Annotated in this window: 13 protein-coding genes; 1 reads left to right on the forward strand and 12 read right to left on the reverse strand. The window is 64.1% G+C overall.

From position 1 onward, the window contains the following. Positions 1-409: 409 nt before the first annotated feature. Positions 410-940, reverse strand: coding sequence for a hypothetical protein (locus tag OG417_RS50950; protein ID WP_329246067.1), 531 nt, complete (start codon positions 938-940; stop codon positions 410-412). A gap of 85 nt (positions 941-1,025) precedes the next feature. On the opposite strand from OG417_RS50950, the gene OG417_RS50955 reads away from it, so the two are divergent. After that, the gene (locus tag OG417_RS50955; RefSeq protein ID WP_329246069.1) at positions 1,026-1,232 is read left to right on the forward strand and encodes a hypothetical protein; all 207 of its coding nucleotides are present in this window, start codon (positions 1,026-1,028) and stop codon (positions 1,230-1,232) included. Between the two features lie 163 nt (positions 1,233-1,395). Here OG417_RS50955 and OG417_RS50960 read toward each other — a convergent pair whose 3' ends face one another. The 11 genes from OG417_RS50960 to OG417_RS51010 all read right to left on the reverse strand — a co-directional run bounded on the left by OG417_RS50960 (position 1,396) and on the right by OG417_RS51010 (position 14,460). Next, complete coding sequence (locus OG417_RS50960) at positions 1,396-2,943, reverse strand: OmpA family protein (RefSeq protein WP_329246073.1); 1,548 nt, start codon at positions 2,941-2,943, stop codon at positions 1,396-1,398. Positions 2,944-3,112: 169 nt separating this feature from the next. After that, positions 3,113-3,268: a hypothetical protein gene (locus OG417_RS50965; protein WP_329246076.1), complete on the reverse strand. Its 156-nt coding sequence runs from the start codon at positions 3,266-3,268 to the stop codon at positions 3,113-3,115. Between the two features lie 132 nt (positions 3,269-3,400). Continuing rightward, on the reverse strand, positions 3,401-4,612 hold the full coding sequence (locus tag OG417_RS50970) for a hypothetical protein (RefSeq protein WP_329246078.1): 1,212 nt from the start codon (positions 4,610-4,612) through the stop codon (positions 3,401-3,403). A 366-nt stretch (positions 4,613-4,978) separates the two neighbouring features. Continuing rightward, complete coding sequence (locus OG417_RS50975; RefSeq protein WP_329246081.1) at positions 4,979-5,248, reverse strand: hypothetical protein; 270 nt, start codon at positions 5,246-5,248, stop codon at positions 4,979-4,981. A 108-nt stretch (positions 5,249-5,356) separates the two neighbouring features. Further along, positions 5,357-5,518 carry a hypothetical protein gene (locus OG417_RS50980; RefSeq protein WP_329246084.1) on the reverse strand — a complete coding sequence of 54 codons (162 nt, stop codon included), beginning with the start codon at positions 5,516-5,518 and terminating at the stop codon, positions 5,357-5,359. 445 nt (positions 5,519-5,963) lie between these two features. After that, the gene (locus OG417_RS50985) at positions 5,964-7,181 is read right to left on the reverse strand and encodes a potassium channel family protein (protein WP_329246088.1); all 1,218 of its coding nucleotides are present in this window, start codon (positions 7,179-7,181) and stop codon (positions 5,964-5,966) included. Positions 7,182-7,291: 110 nt separating this feature from the next. Next, complete coding sequence (locus OG417_RS50990; protein WP_329246090.1) at positions 7,292-8,608, reverse strand: Glu/Leu/Phe/Val family dehydrogenase; 1,317 nt, start codon at positions 8,606-8,608, stop codon at positions 7,292-7,294. Positions 8,609-8,909: 301 nt separating this feature from the next. Beyond that, a complete protein-coding gene (locus OG417_RS50995) occupies positions 8,910-9,452 on the reverse strand; it encodes a hypothetical protein (RefSeq protein WP_329246093.1) in 543 nt (180 codons plus the stop codon). Between the two features lie 337 nt (positions 9,453-9,789). Next, positions 9,790-11,358 (reverse strand): ATP/GTP-binding protein, encoded by a 1,569-nt coding sequence (locus OG417_RS51000; protein ID WP_329246095.1) that lies wholly within the window; start codon positions 11,356-11,358, stop codon positions 9,790-9,792. Continuing rightward, entirely contained in the window at positions 11,355-12,827 is a 1,473-nt protein-coding gene (locus OG417_RS51005) for an SCO6880 family protein (RefSeq protein ID WP_329246098.1), read from the reverse strand. The genes OG417_RS51000 and OG417_RS51005 overlap by 4 nt, the downstream gene beginning before the upstream one ends. Positions 12,828-12,846: 19 nt before the next feature. After that, positions 12,847-14,460, reverse strand: a complete 1,614-nt coding sequence (locus OG417_RS51010) for a hypothetical protein (RefSeq protein ID WP_329246100.1) — start codon at positions 14,458-14,460, stop codon at positions 12,847-12,849. Between the last annotated feature and the right edge of the window lie 966 nt (positions 14,461-15,426).

The raw sequence follows: 15,426 nt of genomic DNA on the forward strand, positions 1-15,426 counted from the left end.
GGCCCGAATCGGATCTCGGCCGGAACGAGAGCCAATGCCGAGACACCGGTGACCGCGACCAGGCATTGCGCGTCTACTCCGAACGACGTTAATCGGGACTGCCGGCCACTCTGGGACGCTGTCGCATCAGCCGACGCCGTTATCGGGAGTACCCGACGGACGGCCACGTATATTTCTCAAGTTCTGACTCAGTTCTACGCTGGCGTACCATTGCTCGTCCTGGATGCTTGTCGGCATCCTGCTCATCTCCGGACTCGGGCGAGCACCGCCTCGGCGAGCGGCTCGCGTGCGGAACACCGTACGGCCCCGGCAGCTCACCCAGATCCGTTTTGTCAGAGTCGAAGCGCCGCGTCCCAACCCACCGACGAACAGGACGCTAGGACCGATCGCATCAGCCATCAACGAATTTCTACGGTTCGGAACGCTGGTCGCCTGGCCGCCGCGGTCGGGCGCGACGTCTGCCCGGGCTCCGGGCTTCCTGGACCTTCAGTCGAGGCTTATCAAGGGTTGGATAGGCGTCCATGGCCGCAGACAGGTCCGACCACGCCGCGCCGTGGGCCGGTGGGCGTTCGGTGATGAGTTGCTGGACCCCATCCCATACGGCGACGAGATAATCCCGCTGAGGTACGACGCCGAGCATTGCTCCTGCCGGGGTGGTGACCTGCAGTCCTCGGTGACGAGTCCGGCGAACGGCGAAGCTCCAATCGCTTCCGGCCCCGATGAACACGTAGCTGCTGTCAGGATGGGTCAGCAGAAGACGGGCTCCATCGAGCAGATCAGTGGCCGCCAGATAGATCATGACGAGACCACGGGCACGAGAGCTGTACACGTTGTTCCCGCACTGCACGGTCACGTATCCGAGCTCGAACCCACGATCTGGCGGCGTATCACAGTTGTCCAGTGACAAGCGAATCATCGAGGCCGGTTCTGTCGGTTTCACGTTCGTCCGCTCACCTCCGTCATCGGGCCTGGACGATACCCTGCGGCTCGCGCCACGACAGAACGGCCACGACTGATCGACTTTCGTGGTCCTCTCCGAATACTTCAACCAGCAGGTCAGACGCCTCGTCGACCACGGCGAATCCGGGTACGCAGTTGACATAGCCGGCCAGTCATACGACCTGGTCGAGGCTGCCGAACTCGGCGCGTGCCGTCGCGAGCAGGTTCACCGCCACGAGCCGAGCCGACTGATAGCCGTCGACGACGCCGAGCCGACATCTACTCAGGAGTGATGGTCTCTTCCTGGTTCGCTTCCATCTGGCCCGTCCTGCCGGGTGCCATGGGGTAGGGGGACTGACGCCGAGCCTCCGAGGGAGTCGGTCAGCCCTTCCGGGAGGAGGTCGAGCAGACCTGCACGCTGTGGGTGGTTGGCGAAAGCCCACGCACGTGCCCCGGTCAGCCCAGGGACAGATTCTTCACGGGGGCGTATCCGGGGATCTCGACGGTGATGCTCCGCACCTCGGGCGGCACCTTGAAGAGGTTATAGTACGTCGCGCTTTCCCCCTGCGAAAAGTTCACCTTTCCAATGGCCATACTATCGAAGCAGAGGCAGTAGTTGTTTTTGTCGCGCAGCGTCCAGTAGCGCAGCCTGCCGGTTTCGTCGTAGAGCGTGACTCCGGCGGTGAGCCCGCCCTTGTAGTTCCTGTCCTTGAAATAATCGATTTTCGCGGCTGTGTTGCCGGTTTGGCTGAACATCAACGCTGCGAACTTCTCGCTGCCTGTGGAGGTCAGCGTCCAGGTCAGTTGGGTCAGGCCGGAGGGGTCGCGGGTCAGGGCGTTGATGTCGACCTTGACGGATTGAAGTTTCGGGTCCACGGGCTGGGCCGTCGCGATGGGCCTGCCCGAGGGAGCCGTGGACGGCGGTGAAGCGGGCGCCGTCGGCTTCACCGCCGGCGGCTTGGGCCTGGCGAACGTCACCGTCACTCTGCGGTTCTTCTTTCGGCCTTCGGCGGTGTTGTTGTTGGCGATGGGCTTGGTGGAACCGTATCCGGCCGTCTGGTAGCCGACACCCTTACGGGTGACCAAGCCGCGCAGCTCTCGCTCCACCGACTCCGCCCGGCGCTTGGACAGCGGCTTGTTGACCGCGTCGCTGCCGCTGCTATCGGTGTGCCCGTCGATCTTGACGGTGGAGCTCGGCGAGGCGTCGATCTTCTTGGCCACGCCGGTGAGTATCGCTTTGGCCTTCGGCGTGACGTCGGCCTTGTTGTAGGCGAACAGCACGTCGGAAGACAACTCGACGCGCTGCTCGTCGCCGTCATCGACCGATTCCTCATCACCGTCGATCGTGCTGATCAGCGGGTCGATCTGTGGAGGTGCGAGCTGGAGCTTACCGGGATCGAGCCCATCCGGCATGGCAACGGGCCCGTCGCCGACGCGAACGTTGGTGAAGGCCGGCGCGAGTGGCATCGCGACCGTGACGGTCTTGACGTCTGGCGGTGGTGCGGGAAATACAGCGAACATCTCTTTGGACTGGCCGACTTGCAGGTAAGAGTCTATTTTCGTGCACAGACAAGACTGGGACTGATCGGCCTGCACGCGCGGATAATAGCGTTTATTAGTCACCAGATCGACGAGCGTGACGCCACGGACATTACCCGCTCCCGGCGTCACGAACTGCGGCGTGAAGTCTCCCGAGCCGCTGAACGACTCGTTGCCCTCGTTGACCTCACGCCACCGTACGACCACCGAGTTCGCGCTTCCGCGGTCGACGGACAACAGGTCAACCCGGGCCTTCCCCTCGGCGAGCGCCAGTGGGGCCGACGCGATCACATCTCTCGTGCTCGAAGCGCTGGCCGAGGTTCCGGTGGGCCGGCCGCTCCGGCCAGTGTGCTGATCCGTACCTGCTCCGTGCGAGCCTCCATTGCAGCCGGCGAGCACTACCAGCAGAGCGACCCATGACATCGCTGCGGAGCGCATCGCCGCCGTCTTCACCACCGAACGCATTTCATCCTCTACTAAGGCGGATCTCGCGGTCTACGGAAACCCCGGGTAGGGCGGGCGCCGACTGATGGAGCGTCGGGCACCGTACATCAGATGTGCGGCGAGGGGCAGGAGTTCCCTTCTAACGGCGGAAAGGGCTGTTCCTGCCAGTGCCGAGCAGAGGCTTCTACTCCTACGCGGCGTCGAGTGGGAACTGCTGGTCGACCGCCTCGCACGCGTCGGCCATCGCGTTCTGCCACTCCTCACGACTGGTGATCGTGCCGCTCCGGAGGCGCTCGGCGACCCCCTCACCGGCCATGATGAATGCGTCGTTCCGGCTGAACTCCATCGCGAATCCTCCCTGTTCTTCGAAGAACCTGGGATGTACAGTCCGTAAGCCTCTGTTCCCCGCAACTCGAGAACATCGACCAGGGACCCGACCGAATGCCGCACGGTGTGCGCTCGCTTGCAGCGGTCGCGGTCACGAGAGCGAGGCGGTCGAAGCCGATGGGTCTTCGCCCGCATTCGCCGGCGGTTCGGAGGGCGAACGCCTTTGGCGTTGGATCCCAATCCCGTGAGAGCCCGACATCAGGACGGCGAGGCCGAAGGCGACCGGTATCCATGTCACCACCGCGAGTCGGGCGGTTTCAGAGGCAAGCGGGTGCATCAAGGCGACCACTGCGCCCGTCAACCCGACAGCGAACAGCAGTGTTGCGATCTCGGACCGGGCCCGCCAGAACAAACCGGCCGCCCCGGCTACGTATGCCGCTGGAACAAGCGGGTTGTCCAGCATTTGTAGTGTGATGTGCTCTCCGCATAGCCGACCCATTGCCACAGCCAGCCGATGCCAAGGGTCGGTGACGTCGGGACGTCGGAAATGGTCGGTAAAGGTGTCTTGCAACGTTTCGTTCAGCCCAGGAAGGCCCAGCATCCCGCTCAATAGGAGATTGCCGGCCAGTACGACTCCAGCGCTCGCGGCGACGCGCAGGTAATCCCGTCGCGCGTGGGTGAAGGGCGCCCGCACCGCCGCGAAAACCAGTAACGCCGCCGCCAGCGCGACCGCGTTGGCGGGCTTGACCACGCACAAGCAGATCTGACCTGTGATCAGCAGGCTTGTAGCCAAGATCGTTCTATGCCCGCGCAGCAGCAGCACCGTGCCGATCGTCGCCACCAGCACGCACAAGACCATCGGCGCCTCGGCCAGCATCCGGCTGACCCACAGTCCGGTAGGTAGCAAGTAAAAAGCGACTTGCGCCAACCACGCCTGCGTCGGCCGCAGTCCTATCGCCAGCGCCAGTACGACGACGGCGGCACCGCACGCCATACCGAGCAACGCTGAGCCGACCAGGAATCCCGCCCCACCCATCACCCGCACCAGCGGCGCCATCGCCAAGGCATAGCCCGGACGGGATGTGAAGATCCGTTGAAACCGAACCGGCGCCCTGGCCGGCAGATCGCTCCGCTTGAGCAAACAGCTGTCGAAGTCCTTCCGGCGGTCGCGAGCATGACTCATCGCCCCGCAGGTGATTTTCGCTGCGGCCAAGTCGGCGTTCGCCTCCGAGTACCCCGCATACCGGAAAGCGTCTCGGGCGTACCAGAAAGTGTCCGGCGTCGCCGTCGACAGATCACCCGACCATCTCAACGCCCAAAGACTGCCACTGAGAAACGCGACGGTGAGGACAAAGGCACTCACCCGCAGCCAACGACAGCTAGCCAACACGGGACGAGACAAAGCTATTCCCGTCTATTGAGGAAGCAGTTCACGTGTAAGTGCCCAGCGACGCCCCGTTCAGCTAAGCATGCGCCACTTACACAACCCTGAGAGGGCACGGAAAAATGCACGAAGCAATAGTTTGCAGCGGTTGGATCACCGCCGCTGCCGTAGCCGTACCGGCCGCCCCAGTCGACACAGTCCGAGGTCATATACACCGGTCCCGCGTACTCACGGTAGTAGCCTTCGTCAGCGCCGCCATTGAGCTGTACTCAAACGTCCACGTAGACGGAGTTGCCCCCAGAACTGCCGTTTTTTTGTTGATCACGCCTTCTTGACCGAACCGGCTCAGCCATGAACACCGAGCGCGCCTGCAATTCCTTTCGCTGTGGTCGCGATTATCCCGGGGTAATAGAAGATCACCGCGATCACGAGGGCTAGGACGACGAACTGCGCAAAGCGCGTAACCTCGCGGGTGAACAGGAAGAACAGTGCCACGATGCCGACGGCGGCCAGGAACAGCGGCCCGAAGAACGTCTTTAGCCAGTCCGCAAGGCCCTGCGTATCCGGCCCTCGTGGGATGGGCGTCGGGCTAACCTCCGTAAGCGCCGCCACCATGTGACCCAACATCCTGCTTCTATCCTCCGAAAGTTCCCCGGCTGCGGGCAAGCTCACTCTCAGCACCGCCACCCGGCGCGCCGATGGGTTGGCGGAGACTCCGCGTCTTTACCGGACCGCGCGGGGGGCCTGTCTCCGGGTGGTCACGATGATCGCCGTGGCCATCGTCAGGATCACCAGACCGAGCCCGTATGCCATGGTCGCCGTGAACCGCACGGTGATATCGGAGCTGGTGATCCATGTGATGACGGTGGCCACGGCGCCGGTCATCACTAGCGTCCATGCGACCCCTCGCGTCCCCATCCCGTGCTCCCTCCTTTTGCCGGACCCCGCGATCCAGTCGGGGTACACCGAGAATTTCTCCATCGCCGGCTTCCGTGGCGGATCATTCCGATCCGGGACCCACGAAACGACGAGCGCGGATTTCGCCGCCTCCACGCTGCGGTCGGCGACCAGTGCACCCTCGTCGCGCCGGGGCCCGTCCCGGGCTTACGGGGGCAACGCCCGGGACGGGCGGGATGGCGCGGGCACCTACGGGGGCGAGGAGCCGACCACACAGATGTACAGTGCTGTGCCGCTCCGAGTTGTCAACCGATCACGGGGAAGGCGACTACTTTCCTTGGCGGCTTCGCCTACTTTCACTCAACGTGGTCTCCGGCAATTGGAGGTCTCCCCTACCACCGACGGGCTAACTCTCACCACCTGACCCGGATATTCATCCCATGGCGGTGTCGCTCCAGGCCGCGAGGTTCATAACTCGGCCCCCGGGGAACAAGGCGTAGGTTCGCGCCCCGATCAAGAAGACGTTGACCGGCGCCTCGCCGGCTATATGGCATGCAACGAGGGCACCGATGATTCTCGCGGTGTCGCATACCGCACCGATGCGGAATAGTGAACGTGACTCGTCGGTTATGTCGTCGCTTCCACCAGCTCGCAGGACGATCCGCTGGTGGGGCGCGACGGCACGCGCGGTGACCGCGACGGAGATGTTCTCCAGCCCTCCCGAGGACACCGCGGCGAGAGCCCGGGCGTGGTGCAGCCCGGCACGCTCGAGGAGGAAGCGGTTGCCGCCGCGGCCGAGGATCACCGGTATACGACGTTGTTGCGCCAGCGGAAGGCATCGGGCTTCTTCGTCGCGTTCGATGACGACCACCGGGATGCCGAGCTCTCTCAGTTCGACGCACAGCCGCAGGCCGACCTGACCAAGCCCGACGACGATGACGTGCTCTCGCGCCGGTACGGCGCGAGAGCCGAGTATGCCGGTCAGCCGCCGGCCGGTGGTACGGTCGACGAGGCTGGCGGTGAACAGGCCGACCATCGCCAGAGCCGCGAGCATGAGCCCGGTGGACAGCAGCTTGTACCACGCCGGTCCGTGTTCCGCGCGAGGTGCCGAGCCGACGGTGGTCAGGCCACGGGTGGACTGCCAGATCGCGTCGTACCAGCGATCGTGGAACACGAGCCCGCCGAGGAGCGCTTCCAGTCCCAGGATCGTGAATAGCGCGGCGAAGCTGAGCACCAGGGCCCGCGACGAGGTGTCCAACGCGCGGTACCGGCCGAGCAGCCCGCGCGGGCACCGGTTGTGGTTGACCGGCACCCGCGCAGGTGTGATGCTGCCGTCCTTCGTGGCCGCCACGAGGCGCCCGTCCACGCGGACGATGCTCGACAGTTCCTCATCCACGCACGCCGCCAGCAGACTCGGCACGATGGCGTCGGTCATGCCGAGGACCGTGCAGTTGGGCACGCTGCGGGCGACTTCACCGGCCGTGGTCCGATCGAAGATCGTGACAATGAGCCGGATACCGGGCCTGAGGTGCTCGACGAGCAGCGCGTACCGCAGGGCCACGATGTCGTCGCGGGACACGATCGCGACCACGTCCGGCGTGGCGCCGGTCAGCAAGAGCGGCCGGAGTTCTCCGTCATCGGGACGGGTCAATCGCGCGGGGTCGTTTCCCCAGTCACGAAGGAAAGAGGCGACCGGCTCACCGAGTTGTTCTTCGTCATCGATGATGAGAACCCGCTCGTCGGGGGCAAGCCGGCCGCGTTTCACGGATACATGCCCCGGAGCCGGGCCGCTGTCGCCACCCGCCCGACCCCGAGGACATGCGCGGCTTGCCGCAACGTGATCCCCCGCTCACGGCTGATGGACGCCACCTCGGAGTAGGCGATATCCATGAGGTTGCGCAGTCGCAGGTGCACTTCCTCTTCGCTCCATGAAAAAGCTTGAAGGTTCTGCACCCATTCGAGGTAGGAAACGATCACGCCGCCGGCGTTGGCGAGAATATCGGGCACGGCCACAACGCCACGATCAGCGAAGATCTGGTCAGCTGCCGGCGTCGTCGGGCCGTTGGCGCCCTCGACGATCAGCGAGGCTTTTACCCGATCAGCATTGCTCTCGTCGAACACGCCGGACAAGGCCGCCGGCACCAATATATCGACGTCGAGTGTGAGCAGCTCGTCGTGGGTGATGGGCTGCCCGCCCTCGAACTCCGCGACGGTGATCGCCTCGGCAGCGAGGTCTCTTCGCAAGGCGGCGATGTCGAGACCGCTGTCGTGGTGGCAGGCACCAATCGCATCGGAGACCGCGACCACCCGGATGCCGGCGTCGGACAGGTACTGTGCGGCCAGGCCGCCGACCTTGCCGAACCCCTGCACGGCCGCCGTGCACTCTTCCGGGGACCGGCCGGCATCACGCAGGGCGGCCAGGGCTGCGATGACGACTCCGCGCGCGGTCGCGCCGGCCCGACCTGCCGAACCGCCCAGGGTGAGCGGCTTTCCGGTGACCACACCCGGGACGGAATAGCCGGCATTGACCGAGTACGTGTCCATGATCCACGCCATCGTTCCGTTGTCCGTACCCACGTCCGGTGCGGCGATGTCCCGTTCGGGACCGATAAGAGGCAGGATCTCGCTCGTGTACCGGCGGGTCACTCTCTCCACCTCACGCGCGGACAATCTGTTCGGATCGAGGGTGACACCGCCCTTCGCCCCGCCGAAGGGAATGTTGACGACGGCACATTTCCACGTCATCCACATCGCCAACGCGGTCACTTCGTCCACATCGGTTTCCGGATGGAAGCGCAACCCGCCCTTGGCCGGCCCGCGTGCCAGGTTGTGCTGCACGCGATAGCCTTTGAACACTTCGACGGTGCCGTCGTCGCGTAGCAGCGGCACCGACACCGTCAACGACCGGCGCGGCGACGCCAGCACGGCGTGCATCCCGTCGTCGAGGCCGAGAATCCGAGCGGCGTCGGCGAGCTGGAATAGAGCGGCCTCGCGTGCCGCACTCCCCGCAGGCGATCCGGGTGCTTGTGTCTGCATCAAAAGACTTCCTTTGGCATGGCGAGGTTCAGGGCTGTTCACTGATCGGGCTCCTGAAATGTCGTCGGCTCGACAATTCGAGCCCTCTCCGTCGGGGACGGGCACGATGGCGGGTTGTGGGGTTGGTCCGCGAGGTGGTTTGCTACGACGCGCTCTCCGCTGCGCAGCACGACGTTGCTCCTTCGTCGAGTGATGCAACCGTGGAGACTTCGGTCCCCTGAGACAGTGAGGGCAGCCGTCCGTCCGTCAAGTAATTCATCGGTCCTTGGGCCTCGGCCATGCGCCGCCGTCGACTGCGGATCAAGACGCTCTTGTCAGACGACGGAGGAGGGGCCCGGCAATCTCACTGTCCGGCGACCACCGATCGGAAGTACAACCGGGTCCGGTCGGCTGTCCCGTTGACCGCAAGCCGGTACACATCGACGCAGTGCTTAAGGTGGACGGCCTCTTTGCCGGCCGCGTCGGGGCACAGATTCACGGTACGCACGCCCGAGTGCGGTCCCACGGTGGAGGGCTCCGGCAGTCCCAGGTGCCGGAACGTGGAGTCCGGCTCCGGCGGAGCAGAGCCGTCAGGCCATGTCGGGGCGACCATTCTCTCGTCCTCGGGTACCAGCCGTGCCAGATAGGACTCGGCGAGGCGGGTCGGCACCGTGAAGGCGATGACCGCGACGGTTTGACGGTCGTTCTCCTTCACACCTGCCCGTCGATCGATGGCCGAGGTCGGTATCCGGATGCCGATCCGTCTTGCGACCGAAGCGACGGTGGCGTGCTTGTCCCAGCAGCACGTGCGATCGCGCTTCACCTCCTCGTCGAGAGCCTCATCGACGAGCAACGAAAAAGCCGCAATGCCACCAGCCACGAGGGCGAACACGACGACCAGGGACAACAGCAGGAGCCTGCGGTTGCTGCGCCTCGGCCGCGAGGCAGGCGCCGGATGAAAGAGGGAGGAAGTCACCGGCCGGCGTTCTTCCGTCCTGGGTCGATCTGGGCACACTGACTGCCCGGATCGTCGGTCCCATGCGTTGCCCCGTCAATCCAGAGGCGCGTTCGGCTCGTTATCGACGCCCCGGCTGACCATGCCTCTGCCGGCAACCTTGCCGTTGGTGTCATGGCCGTCTCACACCACGACTCTGATCTGCGGATGCTCTTACACCACCACGCCACGTCCGTGGATACAGCCCTTGCCCCCTCGGCGCTGTGGTCGACCTCACTGCAGGCGCCGATCAGGTGATGCTGGTCGAGGTTCTCGTGGTCGAGTGGATCCAGCGCTTGTTGGTGTCGTTGACGTCCTTCTCGACGGAGGTGAGCTCGACCTTGAATGGGATGCCGGGGCGACCGCCGACTTTGACGAGAAACCTGCCACGACCTGGGGGTTCGTTGTCCTGGTTAAGGGTGGGATCCCAGGAGGCCGGTGTCGACCAATCGACGATCATGCCCTGTTCGGCGGACGACATCCGCACCACCTCGTTCACCATGGACATTTCTGACTGTGGCAGGCCGCCGCAGATCACCATGCCCGCGCGTTCGGCGAAGCCCTTGGCCTTGAGCTGGTCGGCGTGGTCGGCCAGGGCCAGCAGGTCGGCCATGGTGTGCGTGATCATCACCTGGCCCAGGCCGCGCTGCCGGTTGAGGCGTGTGAGGGCATCGACCCGATCCACCAGGCCACGCCCGGACCGCAGGACCCGCCACAACTCGTCGAGGACGACGAAGAAGTGCCGCTGAGGCGCCAAGCCCTCATCTGCCAGCGCATGCGCGGCCTCCACCGCGCCGAACCCGTCCGACCAGCACGCCAGCAGGACGGCGGCCTGGAGTTCGGCGTCAGCGTCGTCGATCCCGCTGATGTCGATGCAGACGCCGCCCGGGTTGTCCAGCTGGATCTGGGTGGTGGTCTGGTGGGCGAACGTCTCCCCCATCGGCCCGTCCAGCAACCCGAGCAGCGAGGCGTGCAAGGGGTCGACGGCCTGGCGGTAGCGCCCCTCGTCTCCGCGGGACAGGGTCACCGCCCGGAGCCGTTCCGGTCCCTCGTCAATCACTTTGATCAGGTCGGGCAGTACGGGCACGCCCGGGTGGCGTTCGTCCAGCGTCCGCAGCGCCGCGTTGAGGACGGTGCGCTCGGTGTCGGCCATCGGGACCCCACGCAGAATCGTGACCAGCGCGGCGACGATGTTGAGCCGACGGCCGTGCGCGTCGGCGACCAGCTTGGCCCGGGCCTGCTCCGGCAGCCTGGCCGCCACTGAGGCCGTCGCGCCGGGGTCGAGCACGTTCAGTGATCCCAGCCCGCGGCCGAGCTTGATGACCTGCCCACCCATCGCCCGAATCAGGTCGACGTAGTCGGGCTTGAGGTCGCCGAGCACCAACGGGAACACCCCGTACCCCGCCAGCCCCACCACCATCCGACGGATCAGGGTCGACTTGCCCAGCCCGGGCTTTCCCAGCACCAGGGCGGACGGGTTGTGGATCAGGTTGGCGCGTTGGAACCACGAGATCGGATCGCAGCACAGGGCGGCGCCGGTGGTCAGCTCCCGGCCGAGCGGCACGCCCACCATCGGCGTCCCTGACCCCGCACCGAACGGCCACAGCCCGCACACCTGAACAGTGGTCCCGCGCCACTCCGGAGGCGTCTCCACGTAGGAGGCCCGGCCACCGCCGCGGCCGCTGAAACCCCGGAATCCGGGCTTGCGCACTGTCTTGCCGGTCTTCTGCTGCTTCGTCTTTTTGCCCTTGCCGCGGGCGTCCGGTGCGGGCGCCTCGCCGCCCGCGGCGTCAAGGAGTGATTCCGATGGACCGCTCACATGGACTCCCTCACCACAGCGGGCACCTTGAGATGATCGGGAAGAACGATGCCCAACGGCAGGGCCGCCGCGAACGCGGATGCCTGGGACCCGTACATGCGACGCAACCGCACCCGTGCGGGCGGTGCGAGCGTGTCAATGGCGGCCGCCGCGAGCGGAAGCTCTTCGGCCGAGCGGACGGTGGCGGTGACGAGCATGGTGAACCGGGTCAGCCCCGCGCCCCGGGCCTCCTCCAGAGCCGCCTGATCGCTGCTGACGACGGCGACCTCGTCCCGGGCGGCGCCGTTGAGACGGAACCGCGTGTCCTTACGGTCCCGTTCCACGATGCGGGCCGCCGAGGCCGGATCGTGCGGACGGTAGAGGAAGGTGACGCGTTTACGTGTGATGTCGTGGTGCGGTGATACCAGCCCGGTCATCACGCTGGACAGCACCTCACCGCGGGGCGCCTCCGACAAGCCCCAGGTGATGGAACGGCCGGAGTCGTGGACATAGTGATCCCAGAATTCCTGCGCCGCTACCGGCCCTGCGTCTTCCCAACGCATTTCCTGGTCTTCCGCGGCCTCCAAGTCCGGCTGCGACTCCGGGTCGTAGGCCACCCGCACGGCCCGCGCGAGTCGGTCGGCGGTTATCGGGCGGGCGGCTCCAGCGCCGGTCATCTCCAGCATGGAGGTAAGCCCGGGGATACGGGTCCCGATCTCCCGAGCCATCTCGGCCTCGTCGCGGCGCTTGGCTCCGGGCCGCGGCGCGGCCGAATAGGTGACTGTGACACGGGTGGAGAGCCGCGCGCTGCCCACCGGGTAGTTCCAGACGATCTCTTCCAGGGCCGCCCGGGCCAGCTCCGGGGCGTTCGGATCGGCGTTGGCGTCGACCTCCTCCCGGAGGCGGGTCCCGATATCCGGGGCCGTCTCGATGGTCACACTCGCGGCGACCAAACCTGGTTCGTAGCCCAGCGAGGCCAGCCAATTCCCCCAATAGGCAACCCAGGTGTCGATCTGCTGCTGATCGACCAGCGCCGCGCCGTCGGCGTTGCATTCGAACACCACGGTGTAGTGCCCGGTGGCCGGGATCACGACCAAGGCGAACGGGCGCCCGTAGGAGTCGCGCGCCTCTATCAGCCGAGACTGGGCAAGCAGCCCTGGAAGCCGGTGCGAGCCGAGACCGGTAATGCCCAGCGGTCCTGAGCGGTAGAGGTGCCAGCCCTGGGAGCGCCCCCACCACCAGGCGACCCGGGCCGTAATCGCCTGGAGTGCGGTCCGGCCGTGCCGGTCCTGGATCACCAGCGGCAGCATGATCAGCCCCAACACAACAGCACCGATCATGCCTGCCAGGAACGACACCATCGCGATCATCGTGACCATGACCAGCCCGCCCATGAGAATCAAGGTGCCGACCAGCCCGAGCCGCCCGATCCCCGGTGAGACCGGCTTACGCCAGTTTCCGTAAGTAGGTTCACGATAGTTGGTTGTCACTCAGCACACCCCATTTCCTTTAGGTCGTGTTGCTGCCGCTTGGACCGCTTCCGGGGGCGCGTTCCTGTGAGGCTTTGAACGCCGACCAAGTCATCAAGGGCGGACTGGAATTGCTGCCGGGACCACTCGAATGCGTCCGAGGTGGTGAATTTACTGGAGGACCGAAGTTAATGGTGGGCGTATCCACCTGAGGTTTCTTAATGTTGAGATTCAGGGTAGGCGTATCCACTGCAGGCCCTGTCGCATTTTTTACCGGAGATTTCTTAAGGTCGAGATTCAGGGTAGGCGTATCTTTCCACCAATCTGTCCTATTTTTTACCGGGGATTTTTTAAGGTCGACATTACTCGCCTGGCGGAGGGCAGGCGTAGCAGGCCTGGGCCCAGTCGGACCATTACGCGGAGAGGGCTGATCATTACCCTGATTGTTTTGGCCGTCTCCCGGACGACGACGTCGGCCGATTGCACCAAGTCCACCTTTTGGCCACCCACCAGGAAAGGCAATGTTGCGGCCATGGGCGAAGTTCTGAGCGGTACCTCCGTACACAAGATGGCCGACTCTGCGCAGGGAACTGAAGAAACCTTGGCCGGCGCTGTCGACCTCCGTAATTCCGGGCACTATCGCACGCATAATCGCGAACGGAGCAAAGACCATACCAAGGCCGAGGGCCATGCCCATATAATTTTCAGTCGCATATTGGGAGGTCAGTAGTTTTTCCTCTACAGCGAGGAGTACCGCCATAATGTATTTCCAGATCGACCAGAAGACTACCTGACTGGCCACCCAACTGCTAAGTCTTTTTCCGATCGCGCTAAATCTGGCTGCAGCCACAATTGGCCACAACCCAACCAGTGTCAGCATGGCCACGTTTCGAAAATACATCATCGCGATTAGCACCAGGTGCGTTACGATCGATACGAGCGCAACTATAATAAGGATCATAGTCGCAGGAAGGGGTCCGGTTCCTGCGACCTCGGTCGGCAAACCCGCGGCCGTAAGTCCACCCAACCAGTGCGCAGCCCAGTTCTGGTCCGGCGTCGCCTGATTCAAGAGCCATGTTGAGGATTTATCACCAGCCAAGTTGGCAAGATTTATTATCGCAACCACAGGGAACGTGACATAGACAAGGTAGATAAGGTCAGAGAATATTTTCTTAAAAGGCTCGCCTTTGCGTTGGATGGCTCCCAAACTGCCCGCAATAAAAATCCCACCCAACGCAATGACGCCGGTCCACCATCCAGCGGCCTTCTCGCGTAGAAACACGAACGCACTGTCCGGCTGATCGCTGAGCACCGGGGTGGGAATCTTAATAAACTGGCTCATCAGCCACACATGGACATAGAGCGAAGTTTTATGGGTCCATTCCGTAACGAATTGAACCATTTGAGTGAGGGGGTCAAGGGGCGTGTCTACGGTGGGCGGAGCATCGTCAGGTCCACTCTGACAGAAATCCTTGGCCGGACCTTTCACTAGGCGACATGGGTCCGAGGTATCCTCCTCTTTCGGGGTCTTGCTGGGAGAGGGGGAGGTGGTAACGTCTGGTGCGGCAGTTTCATTAGGCTTGTCATTGCCGCTATCACAGAAATCTTTAAGTGGACCTGTTCGCTGATCGCAAGGGTCCTTGGTCTTCTCCACCTCTGGGTTATCCGGGCTCTGCGGCAAGCGGGCGGCTGCGAGCTGTATATGGCGAATGGGAGCCTCATGGGCTGTCCGAGATCGCTCCGTCGGGTAGTGGTCACCGGAGATACGCCGAACAGTCTCCTGAGCGGAGTAACAATAAAAGCCAAGGGCGGCTACGATGACAAGGAGTCCAGTCAGCCGGAATACACGCCGCCATGGTAGCCCTGGGATCTGACGACGACTTCCGTATGCGGCATGGGTGCGTCGGGTCATCGCTTTCCTTAGAGTGTATAATCAGATGATGGCGGCGATAGCCCGCCCAGATAGATAATGATGAATGCCGCGATGGCCAGACTTGTAATGTGGCCTCCACTTAACTTCCCAAAAAAGCGCCGATAATTTCTGGCGCGGAGGCTATCACGCCACAATAGATCAGCCACCAGCCCAGGCCGCGGGCGTGCGCGCCGAACTCTCCACGATTATGCCTTAGCACCATATCTCTTCCCAAGAGGCCAGCTCCCGCGATCAAACTAGCGGCACCGCCATAGAACAGCATCCCGAGTATCCGCTTCGCTGGGCTTGCCGCCCCATCGGGATCGGGTTGGTTGGCCGGATAAGGTACGTAGAGGGGGATCCGGTTACCGGATGGTGGGGCGCCTGGAGGCGAGGGCACCGCTGGATTTTTCCATTCGTCGGGGTGCTTCATGCACTCTTTCCGGGCATCGTCGCCTATGTGATCACAAGGACCCTCCGATCTCTCCGATGGGTTTTTCCATATGTCAGGGTGCTTCATGCACTCTTTCCAGGCATAACCGCCTACATGATCACAAGGACCCTCCGTCTGATGCATAAGGGCGGCTGCGAGCTGTATGTGGCGAGCGGGGATCTGATGGGTTGCCCAGGGTCGCTCCGTCGGGTAGTGCTCACCGGAGACATACCGAACAGCGTCCTGGACGGAGCAATAGGCAAAGCCGATCGTGC

It is taken from the genome of Actinoallomurus sp. NBC_01490, from assembly GCF_036227085.1.
GTDB classification, from domain to species: Bacteria; Actinomycetota; Actinomycetes; order Streptosporangiales; family Streptosporangiaceae; genus Actinoallomurus; species Actinoallomurus oryzae.

Excerpts from the sequence above, each read along its gene's own strand:
- OG417_RS50960 (WP_329246073.1), bottom strand. The coding sequence starts at position 2,943 with ATGCGTTCGGTGGTGAAGACGGCGGCGATGCGCTCCGCAGCGATGTCA.
- OG417_RS50965 (WP_329246076.1), bottom strand. The coding sequence starts at position 3,268 with ATGGAGTTCAGCCGGAACGACGCATTCATCATGGCCGGTGAGGGGGTC.
- OG417_RS50980 (WP_329246084.1), bottom strand. The coding sequence starts at position 5,518 with ATGACCGGCGCCGTGGCCACCGTCATCACATGGATCACCAGCTCCGAT.
- OG417_RS50975 (WP_329246081.1), bottom strand. The coding sequence starts at position 5,248 with ATGGTGGCGGCGCTTACGGAGGTTAGCCCGACGCCCATCCCACGAGGG.